The sequence below is a fragment of the Streptococcus infantis genome, assembly GCF_047464155.1.
Lineage (GTDB): Bacteria > Bacillota > Bacilli > Lactobacillales > Streptococcaceae > Streptococcus > Streptococcus infantis_U.
Genome location: NZ_JASHCL010000001.1, coordinates 522,244 through 535,397 on the forward strand (window position 1 = coordinate 522,244; position 13,154 = coordinate 535,397).

A 13,154-nucleotide genomic window follows, 5' to 3' on the forward strand; every position below is an offset into this window, starting at 1 on the left:
TCTTCCTGTGATGATTTAGTATTAGAACCTAGATGTTAAATAAGGAGCAAACCTCTATGTTAATTGGAATTCCAAAGGAAATTAAAAATAATGAAAATCGTGTTGCTTTGACACCTGCTGGTGTACAGAGTCTTGTTGGTCGTGGTCACCGTGTCCTCATTGAAACAAATGCTGGACTTGGATCTGGTTTTGCTGATGCTGACTATGAAAAGCAAGGAGCTGAGATTGTAGCTACAGCCGCTGAAGCTTGGGCTGCAGAGTTAGTTGTTAAAGTAAAAGAGCCACTTGCTAGTGAATATCAATTTTTGCGTGAAGACTTACTTCTATTCACTTACTTGCATATGGCAGCTGCTCCAGAATTAGCTGATGCTATGCTTGCAGCTAAAACAACTGGTGTTGCTTATGAAACTGTACGCGATACTGAAGGTCAACTTCCTCTATTGGTTCCAATGAGTGAGGTTGCAGGTCGAATGGCTGTCCAAATCGGAGCTCACTTCTTGACGAAACAAGCTGGTGGTTCTGGAGTTCTTTTAGGTGGTGTCCCAGGTGTACCAAAAGGAAAAGTAACCATTATCGGTGGTGGTGTCGTTGGTACACACGCAGCTCGTATCGCTCTTGGTTTGGGAGCTCAAGTAACTATTCTTGATATCAGTGCTAAACGTCTCTCTGTACTTGAAGATGTCTTTGGTCACCAAATCCAAACTTTGATGTCTAACCCATTTAATATTGAAGCAAGTGTGCGTGAAGCAGATGTTGTTATCGGTGCAGTATTGATTCCTGGTGCTAAAGCTCCAAAATTAGTGACAGATGACATGGTTAGACAAATGCGTCCTGGTTCTGTCATCGTAGACGTTGCTGTAGACCAAGGTGGTGTTATTGCAACAGCTGACCGTGTGACAACCCATGATGAGCCTGTATATGAGAAACACGGTGTCCTTCACTATGCGGTTGCCAACATTCCTGGAGCAGTTGCTCGTACTTCTACTATCGCCCTTACAAATGTGACTCTTCCATATATCGAAGCCTTGGCAGGAAAAGGATTTAAGAAAGCAATCCTTGAAGATGCTGGTTTGCGTGAAGGGGTTACAACTTACCAAGGTCAATTGACTAGTCAACCAGTTGCTGAAGGTTTAGAACGTGACTATACACCTATTAGTGAGCTTGTTTAATAAGAAATTCAAAAAAATAAGAGCAGTTTTTCAACTGCTCTTTTTCTTTATTCTGTTTCTTCTTGATTTTCTTCAGCTTTGACAGGTCGATGTTCATAAGCTCTAATAATCTGAGCAACGACTGGATGGCGAACCACATCCTTGGCTGAGAAATGAACGAAGTCAATCTGGTGAATGTTCTTAAGTTTTTCTTGGGCATCAATCAAACCTGATTTAACATTACGCGGCAGATCAATCTGGCTAATATCCCCATTGACAATCATTTTAGAATTGAATCCTAAACGTGTCAAGAACATCTTCATCTGCATGATGGTTGTATTTTGTGCTTCATCCAAGATCACAAATGCATCATCTAAGGTACGTCCACGCATATAGGCCAAAGGCGCAATCTCAATAATTTCTCGCTCCATGAGACGAGTTGTTTGGTCTTTCCCTAAGATCTGATATAAAGCATCATAGACTGGTCGAAGATAAGGATCTACCTTTTCTTTCAAATCACCAGGTAGAAATCCTAGGCTTTCTCCAGCTTCTACTGCTGGACGAGTCAGGATAATACGCTTGACTTGGCCACGTTTGAGAGCTGTAACAGCCAAGGTCACTGCTAGGAAAGTTTTTCCTGTCCCCGCTGGCCCAATCCCAAAGGTTACATCATGGTGCTTCACACTATCGACATATAGTTTTTGCCCCAAAGTCTTTACACGAATTGGTTTACCTGTATTATCCTTGATAATTTCTTCTTCGTAAAGGGCGACAAATTTATCAATTTCATGATTTCGAACCATATTGATAGCTGTCACCACGTCAGGAGTTCCGACAGTCATCCCACGATTGACCAAGACCATCAAGGCTTGAATAACTTGCCGTGCTTCCTCACAAGCAGACTCCTCTCCCAAGACTTGAACAATCTCTGTACGGGCATGGATGATGACATCTAACTCATCCTCCATCAAGCGAAGATGGCGTTCATTTGAACCAAAAAGGTGAAACAAGTCATCTGGATGACTCAGCTGAATATCTATTGAATGTTCCTTCAAATAAAGAACCTCTCTCATACTTTAATTTCTTTTTATTATAGCAAAGGCATTTAGAAATTGCTATCCTTAACACCTATGCCCTTTTTAATGTTCTAAATATTCCTGCCAGATGCGATCGAAGTCTCCCATATTAAAAGAAAAACTGGCATGTTCTTCTAAAAATCGACTCACCTGATCGAAATCATCCGTATGTTTTGGGAAGGCTGACTCCTCAAAGGCAAGATCCGCTAAAATGGCTTTGGGACTATTACTTTTAGGATTTCGTTCTGTCATGAGCCAAGTATAAAATGATTTTCTCATAAGCCTCCCTAAATTAATTCTGTACCAAACTGGTCTTGCTTGATTTTACCAGCCTTCATCAAACCACCAAGTGCTTTTTTAAACTGACCTTTTGAGATACCAAAAGTAGCCTTGATATCATCTGGTGATGATTTGTCATTTAAGGTCATGAAGCCACCATTACTTTCCAAGTAAGTCAGAATCATTTGTGCATCATTTTCTAACATCTCAAAAGATCGTGGTTTTAAAGAGAGATTAAGCGTTCGGTCAACCTCACGGAAACCAATAACTCGCGCATCTAACACTTGTCCCAAACGTGGCTCTGCATAGCGCTCACTTGGATGGATAAATCCAAGCATGTTGTTCTCTGGTAGATAGACAAAAGTTCCTGATAGCTTAAGACGATAAACGATTGCAGGCCAGTTCTGATTTTGCATGTTGTTGTATGCTGGACGTGCCAAACGTTGGAAGTCTTCCTGATAAGCCAAGATTCCCCAGATACGGTCTTTCTTGTCTACTTCTAGCCGAACATAAAGTTTATCGCCCTTCTTAGGCCAGAGCTCTTTCAGTTCAGGCAGGATATCAAGTGACACAACGATTTCCTTGTCAGGAAGCCCTGTATCAACAAAAACACCCAAATCCTTACGAACCTCTGTTACCGTTCCCCAACCAAATTGATCCTGAGTTGCAGTCACTTCTTGAGTTGTCAAGCGAAGTTTTTGCTTCATGTCTGTGTAGGCAAAACCTTTAACAGTATCACCAACCGCATGCTGACCTTCTTCCTTAGCAAGAGCGTATGTTTGACCATCCTTTTGAACAAAGTAAAAACGGTCATTTTCATCGATGATAAGTCCAACGATAAAACTTGCAAGATTTGTATTCATGTTTCCTTCTTTCGAATAAAACTCAGCCAGCAATGCCAACTGAGTTTTTCTGTTTATTTCTTAGACTTCCAAGATTTCTTTTTCTTTATTGGCAGTCATCTCGTCGATGTGTTTAACAGCATCGTCTGTCGCTTTTTGAATATCTTTTTCAAGAGTCTTCAATTCATCTTCAGTGATTTCTTTAGCTTTTTCTTGTTTCTTAGCTTCATCCATAGCATCACGACGGATATTACGGATCGCTACTTTAGCATTTTCACCAACTTTTTTCACTTCTTTAGCGAGATCGCGACGAGTTTCTTCTGTAAGAGCTGGGATAACCAAGCGGATCACAGAACCATCATTAGCTGGTGTAATACCAAGATCAGAAGCGTTCAAAGCACGCTCGATATCCTTCAATGAAGATTTATCAAATGGTGTTACCAACAAGACACGCGCTTCAGGAATTGTAATAGAAGCGATTTGGTTAAGAGGTGTTTCAACACCATAGTATTCAACAGTAATACGGTCAAGCAAGCTAGCGTTAGCACGACCTGCACGGATACCACCAAATTCACGAGCAAGTGAGTGGTGAGATTGAGTCATTCTCTCTTTAGCTTTTTCTACAATTGCGTTAGCCATAATTTTTTTATTCCTTTTCTTCGATATTGTTTGAAACAGTTGTTCCGATATTTTCACCAAATACAACACGTTTGATATTGCCAGGTTGGTTCATATTAAAGACGACCAAGTCAATATCGTTATCCATAGATAGAGTTGAAGCTGTTGAATCCATGATACGGAGTCCTTTATTAATAACATCACGGTGAGTCAATTCTTCAAATTTAACAGCCGTTTTATCTTTCTTAGGATCCGCATTGTAGACACCGTCTACACCATTCTTAGCCATCAAAATAGCGTCCGCTTCAATCTCGGCTGCACGAAGAGCCGCTGTTGTATCTGTAGAGAAGTAAGGTGAACCAATTCCCGCGCCAAAGATAACGATACGTCCTTTTTCAAGGTGGCGAAGGGCACGTCCACGAATATAAGGCTCTGCTACTTGTTGCATGGCAATAGCTGTTTGTACACGAGTATCAACACCAGCTTGTTGCAATGAATCTGCCATCACAAGAGCATTCATGACTGTCCCAAGCATTCCAGTGTAATCCGCTTGAACACGATCCATACCAGCTTCTGCTGCAGGTTCTCCACGCCAAAGGTTTCCACCACCGATAACCAAGGCGATTTCAATTCCTAGCTCGTGAACTTCCTTGATTTCTTGGGCCATACTTTGGACGGTTTTGATATCAATACCGACACCACGTTCGCCAGCAAGGGCTTCACCAGATAGCTTGATTAAGATACGTTTATACTTAGGTTCTACCATTTTCTCTCTCCTTTTTTCATCCTACCTATTTTATCACAATTTGAAAGATTTTTATAGTATCATGAGCGATTCTTTCAAAAAAATTAGACAGATAAAAATTTCTCTAAATCAGACAAGGCACGTTCCGCGATTTTCTCATAACGAGTCTTTTTATCACGGATTCGTTCACCTTCTAATTCCTTGATAATACCGAAGTTGACATTCATAGGTTGGAAGTGTTTGCTATCAGCATGGGTGATATAATGAGCTAAACTTCCGATTGCAGTTGTCTCTGGGAAAATAGCTTCGCTTTCTCCCTTGAAAAGACGAGCTGCGTTAATACCTGCTACTAACCCTGAAGCTGCTGATTCAACATATCCTTCCACACCTGTCATTTGCCCAGCGAAGAAAAGATTTGGCTGTTTCTTAGAACGATAAGTCTGCTCAAGGAGATTTGGAGAGTCCATGTAGGAATTGCGGTGCATAACGCCATAACGGACAAACTCGGCGTTTTCAAGACCTGGAATCATTTGGAAGACACGCTTCTGCTCTCCCCATTTGAGGTGAGTCTGGAATCCCACGATATTGTAGAGACTTCCAGCCGCATTATCCTGACGAAGCTGAACGACTGCATAAGGAGTTTTAAAGTCTCCATCACGAGGTCCCTTGTAATCTTCTGGATATTCTAGACCAACTGGTTTCATAGGACCATAGAGCATAGTTTTGATGCCACGTTTGGCCATGACTTCAATGGGCATACACCCTTCAAAATATTTTTCTTTTTCAAAAGAATTCAACGGAGCTTCTTCTGCATTAACTAAGGCTTCATGGAAATCCATAAACTCTTGTTTGGTCATTGGAGCATTAAGGTAGGCCGCTTCTCCCTTATCATATCGAGATTTGAGATAAACCTTGTTCATATCGATTGTATTGACATCCACAATGGGCGCTGCAGCATCGTAGAAATAAAAACCATCTCCTCCATTGAGTGCATGAATTTTCTCAGCAAGGGCATCACTAGTCAAGGGACCAGTTGCTACAACTGTAATAGCATCTGTTGGCAATTCTGTAATTTCATCGCGTACCACTTCAATCAATGGATGATTAGCAATTTTTTCAGTGACCATTTGAGAGAAACCATCACGATCAACCGCAAGCGCTCCACCTGCAGGAACACGGGTTGCTTCTGCTGATTCCAAGATAATAGAACCTAGGCGACGCATTTCTTCCTTGAGGAGCCCAACAGCATTTGTAAGAGCATCCCCTCGTAATGAGTTGGAACACACTAATTCTGCAAAATTATCTGTTTTATGCTGAGGTGTTGATTTGACACCACGCATTTCATAGAGTTTAACCGGAATACCACGCTCTGCGATTTGGTAAGCTGCTTCAGAACCTGCTAAACCAGCACCGATAACATTGATATAAGATTGAGACATGACACTAATACCTCTTTGGGTGGAACCTAAGTTCATATCAAAACAAGCTACTTGACTGTTTGACACCCACAAATCTTTCTAATTTTTCTTTTACTAGTATAACAAAAAAAGGGAAGAAGGCAAACTTCCCTGTTTAGTCATCCGATTGATTCTCTTCCCATTCATGATATGCTGCGTAGAGCTGGCTTTTATTCCACTGATAAATTTTAGCGACTTCCTTAATGGCTTGATTTTTCTTAACACCTTGTTGGATACGATTTTGTATTTCAGAGAATAAATCTTCTTCATCCTTATCTTCTACTTCTTGACTAGCACCTTCTACGATGAGAAGGCACTCACCCTTGAGCGGTGTTTCAGAGATACTTTCAAGCAACTCAGTGATTTTCCCCCGTTGGTATTCTTCATAAATCTTAGTCAATTCTCGAACTAGAACCACTGAACGATTACCATAAACTGCTAACAAATTTTCCAACGTATCAGACACACGGTGAGGCGATTCATAGAAAATCTGGGTTTCTGGATAATCTTTTTTTGATTCGAAAAATTGCTTTTGTTGTCCCGATTTTCGAGGTAAAAATCCATAAAAAATATGAGGTTGGGGTGCTAAACCACTGGCAATCAAGGCAGAAATTCCTGCGCTAGCACCTGGAACTGTGACAACCGCAATATCCTCTTCAATTGCCGCCTTGACCAAATCATGACCTGGGTCAGAAATGCTAGGTAGACCTGCATCCGATACCTGAGCGATATTTTGTCCTTGTTTCAACAAATCAATCAAATCAGGAATCTTTTCCTTGGCATTGTGCTCATGAAAACTGATTTGTTTGGTTGAAATATCGAAATGCTTAAGCAATAGACCAGTATTACGAGTATCCTCAGCAGCAATCCAGTCCACTTCTTTTAAAGTTTGAATAGCACGAAAGGTCATATCCTCTAAATTTCCAATTGGAGTTGCGACAAGATATAACTTACCATAAGGTGACTGACCTTTAAAACTTTTTTGAATCTGCATGCTTACTCCCTAAACAACAATTCATCACAAAACATACATTCTGCATCTTGTTCACGACGTTGACCGTAAAAATCGCGACACACATGAAAACCGTCGTCATAGATTCGGCTCACGTTTTCTCTAACATGCTTGGTCTTAGTTGGAGCTGTTTCTTCTTCCTCATTCAAGCGCTCTCTCAATTTATCGTTCTCTAAACGAAGAGCTGTATTCTCTTCTACAACACTCTTGAGATTTTTTTTGATAGCTTCGACATCTGCCAAGGTTGCCAACAACTGTTGAGAAAAATCATCTAAGGCATCAAATAATTCTTTCTTGTTCATGAACAGCCCTTTCTTTTTTCTGTTTTCATGTTCATTTTATTGTAAAACTAGGTATTCCAAAGAATTCTGGAAAGACACATTTGCTTTCCACATTTTTCTGGCTTCGAGAAGGTTTTGCAAGATTGTACGTGCTACATTTTTTTGAATCTCTTGACCTGCTAATACTTCTAGAATTCTAAAGACTTGGTCTTGTTTTTCTTTGTCATCTGCTAAACTAGCTAATTTTGCGACCTGCAAATAAGATTCCTTTTCCCCAGCATCTAACCAAGAATAGAATCGTTCACTTTCTTCAACTAGAGTCCAAAAACTTGTTTGATTTGTCAGTTTTTCGGCTTCTGCTTGCGATTGACTATATTCAGCTAAAAGCCTTGCTTTGTTTTTGACTAATCCTGCTTGTTCAAGTTGATTCCTTAGGCTTTCGACTTGTTTCCTAAATTGGAAAATTTGTGTCCGACTTCGGATAGTTGGTAAAATCTGCTCTTGATCATTGGTTAAAAAGAAAATATAGATTTCACTCTGAGGTTCCTCAATAACTTTAAGTAGTGAGTTGGCGGCGTTAACATGCATTTTTTCTGCCTGTTCAATGATAAAAACCTGCCGTTGATTTTCAATCCCTGACTGAGAAAACTGCCCAACTAATTCTCTAATTCTCTCCGTTTTTATAATTTGATTCATCGGACGAATAATGGTTACATCTGGAAATTCTTCTTGATTAATCAACTTACAGTTTCGACAAGACTCGCAAGGCAAGACACCTTGTTTTTCTGTACAGAACAAACTCTTAGACAGAAATAAGGCCATATCCATGCTTCCGAAATACCCTGAAAAGAGATAGGCATGATTCAACTGTCTTTGTTCTAAGATGTGTACAAAACGATCAAATTGCTGAGGTTGACAAGCTTTTAATTGCTCTTGATTCATTCTGTCAGCCCCATTCTGTCAAACAAGACTTGCTTAGTATTTTCAATCACTTGATCTAGTGGTAAACTGGCATCGATTTTTGCAATGCGTTCACCTTCTTTTTCAAGAAGGGAAAGATATCCTTGACGAACTTTTCTGTGCAAGTCTAAGCCTTCCAAGTCCAAACGGTTGACTTCGCGATCACTGTTTGCCGCGATTCGTTCAAGCCCCTTCTCCACTTCAATATCAAAATAAAGTGTCAAATCTGGTTTAAGGCCATCAGTAGCAAATTGATTGAGCCAATCAATAGCTTCAATATCTAAACCACGACCAAAACCTTGATAAGCAATGGAACTATCAATAAAACGATCCATGATGACCAGTTTCCCTGCTGCAAGTGCTGGTAAAACCTTTTCCACTAGGTGTTGTCTACGACTAGCTATATAGAGTAGAAGCTCTGTCTTGGCATCCATTTGAGTATGACTAGGATCTAAAATAACTTCTCGAATCTTCTCACCAATCAATACTCCACCTGGTTCACGTGTTGTTAAGACCTCTATATTTTTTTCTTCTAACACAGGAAGGATAGCTTCAAGCACACTCGTTTTCCCAGCTCCCTCTGGCCCCTCTAGAGAGACTAAAAATCCTTTTGACATGACGAACTCATTTCTTTTTTTCTTCCTTCTATTTTATCAAAAAAAGAGGCATTTGTGAAAAGCTTTTTAACCTAATAAAAATTTATTCTGAAAAACTAGGATATACATTCGTTAATAAAGTAGATAATTATTTAATTAAGTTTCTATATTCGTAATCAACTACCATACTGTCTTATTTTGTCTTTGTATAGCTAGAAAAAAAGAACCTTGCATAGCAAGATTCTTTTAATGTCTGACTTAAATAATTGTTCTTCTGGGAACTAAATCGAATTAAGCTTCGATTTCTGTAACCATACCTGAACCAACAGTACGTCCACCCTCACGGATAGAGAATGTAGTACCTTGTTCTACGGCGATTGGGTGGATCAACTCAACGTCGATTGTCACGTTATCACCTGGCATTACCATTTCAGTACCTGCTGGAAGTTCGATTGAACCTGTAACGTCAGTAGTACGGAAGTAGAATTGTGGGCGGTAGTTGTTGAAGAATGGAGTGTGACGTCCACCTTCTTCTTTAGTAAGGATGTAAACTTCACCTTTGAATTTTCTGTGTGGGTTGATTGAACCTGGTTTAGCGATAACTTGTCCACGTTCGATTTCGTCACGTTGAACACCACGAAGAAGGACACCTACGTTATCTCCTGCAAGACCTTCGTCAAGTTGTTTACGGAACATTTCAACACCAGTAACAACTGCTTTTGAAGTTTCTTCTTTGATACCAACGATTTCGATTTCGTCGTTGACACGAACAGTACCACGGTCGATACGTCCTGAAGCAACTGTACCACGTCCAGTGATTGAGAATACGTCCTCGACTGGAAGAAGCAATGGTTTGTCAGTGTCACGTTCTGGTTCTGGAATGTACTCATCAACAGTGTTCATCAATTCCATGATGATATCTTCGTATTTAGAGTCACCTTCAAGAGCTTTAAGAGCTGAACCTTGGATAACTGGAAGATCGTCACCTGGGAAGTCGTATTCTGAAAGAAGGTCACGGATTTCCATTTCAACCAATTCAAGCAATTCTTCGTCGTCAACCAAGTCGATCTTGTTCATGAAGACGATAAGGTGTTTAACACCAACCTGACGTGAAAGAAGGATGTGCTCACGAGTTTGTGGCATTGGTCCGTCAGTTGAAGCTACTACAAGGATAGCTCCGTCCATTTGAGCGGCACCAGTGATCATGTTTTTAACGTAGTCCGCGTGTCCTGGAGCGTCGATGTGAGCATAGTGACGTTTTTCAGTTTCGTACTCAACGTGCGCAGTGTTGATTGTGATACCGCGTTCGCGTTCTTCTGGAGCAGCATCGATAGACGCATAGTCTTTAGGTTGGTTAACTGCTGAAGGCAAGCGACGTGCCAAAACAGTTGTGATAGCTGCAGTTAGGGTAGTTTTACCGTGGTCAACGTGTCCGATAGTACCAATGTTAACGTGTGGTTTACTACGATCGTATTTTTCTTTTGCCATTTGAGTAAAAGCCTCCAATAAAATATATTTTATAGATAGACAGTAGGCAATACAGTCTAACTTTCCTTACTATTTTATCAAATTTTAGCTAAATTGCAAGTGTTTTACAAAGATTTTGTGAATTATTCTTATTCTTCTTCTCGGTACTCGATTTATTGATAAAAGATAAAAAAAGAAACAGATGAATCTGTTTCTTTTTGAAAATCTTTATTTTTCTTGTACTTCTTTATGTTTTTCATAAAGTCGAACTAGGAATTTGGATATTTCTTTGAGAATCGAGTAGGTAGGAACGGCAACAATCATACCAACGACACCGTAGATATTACTTGACAACAATAATAGGACGAGAATTGTAATCGGATGAACCTTCATGACTCCACCAACAATACGAGGGTATAGGATATTCCCATCTACTTGTTGGATAATCAGCATATAGATAACTGCTATTATCATCTTTTGAGGATCCGTAAACAGATTTGAAATAATCATCGGGATTAATCCAATACTCGGTCCAACATAAGGAATCAGATTCGCTAAACCTGAGAAAATAGCAAAAACTAATGCATATTTTAAGCCAATCACACTATAACCGATAAAAGCCAAACACCCGATAATGAATGCATCGATTGATACTCCACTTATGTAACGGGAAATCGTCGCATTCAAGTTTGTTATTAAACCAGATATATTAAGTTTGTCTCGTTTTAAAATAGTTCTTTCTAGCATCGGCAAAAATTTATGCCCATCTAGAAGGAAGTAAATCAAGAAAACTGGTGTCATAATAATAATTAAAACAGTGCTTACTAGAGCTGAAAGAACACTTCCTACACTATTTGTCACACTATTTAAGATATTTTGTAAAATATCAACGTAAGAAAGATTTAATTGTTGAATTGTTTGTTGAATATCAAGTTCTTGGAAAGCAGGGTATTTTGATAATTCTATCACCAAATCTTGGAGTCGACCATAGATGCCTTGGCTGGAATTGATCAAACTACTCAACTGATTGATTAAAATCGGTAAGAGATATACGACAGCTATCACTATGGACCCGAAGAGAGCACAAAGTGTTAACAAAATCCCAATAATTCGGTTGATTTTACACTCTTTCTCTAAAAAGATAACGATTGGATTTGTTAAGTAGTAGAGAAATCCTCCTAATAAAAAGGGAATCATGATTGTATTTACGACACTTACAAATGGTGTAATAATAGCACCCATTTCTCTCCATAAGTAGAAGATTAAGGTTATTAATAATATCTCAGTGGTCCAGAAGAATAATTTATTTCTCCGAAACATAAGCCACCTCCTCTTTTTCCTATTTTACCATATTTCGAAAAAGATTGATAACCTACATTATAAAAACAAGAATATTTTTTGTCTTTATGATAGAATACAATTACTATGAAGAAAATATTTTTAACAATACTAACACTTATTTCATTTGGTTCGACTACAACTGTATTTGCTCAGGATTTTGATGTTGCTGCAAAACACGCCATCGCTGTTGAAGCTAATACTGGTAAGATTTTATATGAAAAAGATGCTACTCAACCTGTAGAGATTGCCTCTATCAGTAAGTTGCTAACTGTTTACTTGGTATATGAGGCCCTAGAACAAGGTAAAATCACTCTTTCCACTCCGGTAGAAATATCTGATTATCCTTACCAGCTCACGACTAACTCCGAAGCAAGTAACGTTCCTATGGAAGCTCGTAACTATACTGTTGAAGAATTGCTTGAAGCAACATTGGTATCTAGTGCCAATAGTGCAGCTATCGCTTTATCAGAAAAGATTGCTGGATCCGAAAAAGACTTTGTTGACATGATGAAGGCTAAACTGCTTGAATGGGGAATCCAAGATGCGACCCTAGTCAATACAACTGGTCTAAATAATGAAACTCTTGGGAATAATATCTATCCTGGTTCTAAGAAAGATGACGAAAACAAGATGAGTGCCTATGATGTGGCTGTCGTTGCACGTAATCTTATCCTCAAGTATCCTCAGGTTCTAGAAATCACTAAGAAACCTTCTTCTACTTTCGCTGGGGTGACCATTCATTCTACAAACTATATGTTAGATGGAATGCCTGCCTATCGTGGTGGTATAGATGGTCTTAAGACTGGAACAACTGATAAAGCAGGAGCTTCTTTTGTCGGTACGACTGTAGAAAAAGGAATGCGTATCATCACAGTCGTTCTGAATGCTGACAACCAAGATAGTAATCCTTATGCTCGTTTCACTGCAACTTCAGCTCTTCTAGATTATATCTCATCAAATTTCGCTCTTCAAACAATCGTCAATCAAGGGGAAAGCTATCAAGATAGCAAATCTCCAGTTTATGACGGGAAGCAAGATACTGTTACAGCAGTCGCTAAAGAAGATATAAAAATCGTTCAACGTCTCGGCAGTAGAGCACAGTCATCTGTTACTTATACACCTGATAGTACTGAGCATACTGCACCACTTGAGGCAGGTACAGTGGTTGGTCATCTGACTTATGAAGACAAAGACTTAGTTGGTCAAGGTTATATTACTACTGATAATCCAACCTTTGATATGGTTGCTGAAAAAAATGTTGAAAAAGCCTTTTTCTTAAAAGTATGGTGGAATCGTTTTGTTCGATTTGTAAATGAAAAATTATAAAAAAAT

At 39.3% G+C, this 13,154-nt stretch carries 14 protein-coding genes; 2 read left to right on the forward strand and 12 right to left on the reverse strand.

Features of this window, described 5'->3' with window-relative positions:
- Positions 1–56: 56 nt before the first annotated feature.
- A complete protein-coding gene (gene ald, locus QM810_RS02535) occupies positions 57–1,169 on the forward strand; it encodes an alanine dehydrogenase (RefSeq protein WP_414253750.1) in 1,113 nt (370 codons plus the stop codon).
- Positions 1,170–1,216: 47 nt separating this feature from the next.
- Here the strand turns inward: ald and QM810_RS02540 are convergent, their stop codons facing one another.
- The 12 genes from QM810_RS02540 to QM810_RS02595 form a co-directional block, all read right to left on the reverse strand.
- A complete protein-coding gene (locus tag QM810_RS02540; protein WP_414253978.1) occupies positions 1,217–2,203 on the reverse strand; it encodes a PhoH family protein in 987 nt (328 codons plus the stop codon).
- Positions 2,204–2,287: 84 nt separating this feature from the next.
- On the reverse strand, positions 2,288–2,503 hold the full coding sequence (locus QM810_RS02545; RefSeq protein WP_001232087.1) for a YozE family protein: 216 nt from the start codon (positions 2,501–2,503) through the stop codon (positions 2,288–2,290).
- An 8-nt stretch (positions 2,504–2,511) separates the two neighbouring features.
- Complete coding sequence (cvfB, locus tag QM810_RS02550; RefSeq protein ID WP_414253751.1) at positions 2,512–3,366, reverse strand: RNA-binding virulence regulatory protein CvfB; 855 nt, start codon at positions 3,364–3,366, stop codon at positions 2,512–2,514.
- A gap of 60 nt (positions 3,367–3,426) precedes the next feature.
- Positions 3,427–3,984, reverse strand: coding sequence for a ribosome recycling factor (gene frr, locus QM810_RS02555; RefSeq protein WP_178894893.1), 558 nt, complete (start codon positions 3,982–3,984; stop codon positions 3,427–3,429).
- A 7-nt stretch (positions 3,985–3,991) separates the two neighbouring features.
- Positions 3,992–4,729, reverse strand: coding sequence for a UMP kinase (gene pyrH / locus QM810_RS02560; RefSeq protein ID WP_004253279.1), 738 nt, complete (start codon positions 4,727–4,729; stop codon positions 3,992–3,994).
- A gap of 83 nt (positions 4,730–4,812) precedes the next feature.
- Complete coding sequence (gene trmFO, locus QM810_RS02565) at positions 4,813–6,147, reverse strand: methylenetetrahydrofolate--tRNA-(uracil(54)-C(5))-methyltransferase (FADH(2)-oxidizing) TrmFO (protein WP_178894892.1); 1,335 nt, start codon at positions 6,145–6,147, stop codon at positions 4,813–4,815.
- Positions 6,148–6,280: 133 nt separating this feature from the next.
- Complete coding sequence (rsmI, locus tag QM810_RS02570) at positions 6,281–7,159, reverse strand: 16S rRNA (cytidine(1402)-2'-O)-methyltransferase (RefSeq protein WP_178894891.1); 879 nt, start codon at positions 7,157–7,159, stop codon at positions 6,281–6,283.
- Positions 7,160–7,161: 2 nt separating this feature from the next.
- Positions 7,162–7,479 carry a DNA replication initiation control protein YabA gene (gene yabA, locus QM810_RS02575; RefSeq protein ID WP_223332880.1) on the reverse strand — a complete coding sequence of 106 codons (318 nt, stop codon included), beginning with the start codon at positions 7,477–7,479 and terminating at the stop codon, positions 7,162–7,164.
- Between the two features lie 36 nt (positions 7,480–7,515).
- Positions 7,516–8,400, reverse strand: a complete 885-nt coding sequence (locus QM810_RS02580; RefSeq protein WP_414253752.1) for a DNA polymerase III subunit delta' — start codon at positions 8,398–8,400, stop codon at positions 7,516–7,518.
- On the reverse strand, positions 8,397–9,035 hold the full coding sequence (gene tmk / locus QM810_RS02585) for a dTMP kinase (protein WP_414253753.1): 639 nt from the start codon (positions 9,033–9,035) through the stop codon (positions 8,397–8,399). Before tmk ends, QM810_RS02580 begins: the two co-directional genes overlap by 4 nt.
- Before the next feature lie 270 nt (positions 9,036–9,305).
- Positions 9,306–10,502, reverse strand: coding sequence for an elongation factor Tu (tuf, locus tag QM810_RS02590; protein WP_006154249.1), 1,197 nt, complete (start codon positions 10,500–10,502; stop codon positions 9,306–9,308).
- Positions 10,503–10,709: 207 nt separating this feature from the next.
- Positions 10,710–11,801 carry an AI-2E family transporter gene (locus QM810_RS02595; RefSeq protein WP_195183323.1) on the reverse strand — a complete coding sequence of 364 codons (1,092 nt, stop codon included), beginning with the start codon at positions 11,799–11,801 and terminating at the stop codon, positions 10,710–10,712.
- A 105-nt stretch (positions 11,802–11,906) separates the two neighbouring features.
- Here QM810_RS02595 and pbp3 point away from each other — a divergent pair, with 105 nt between their 5' ends.
- Entirely contained in the window at positions 11,907–13,148 is a 1,242-nt protein-coding gene (pbp3, locus tag QM810_RS02600; RefSeq protein ID WP_414253754.1) for a D-alanyl-D-alanine carboxypeptidase PBP3, read from the forward strand.
- Positions 13,149–13,154 lie beyond the last annotated feature (6 nt).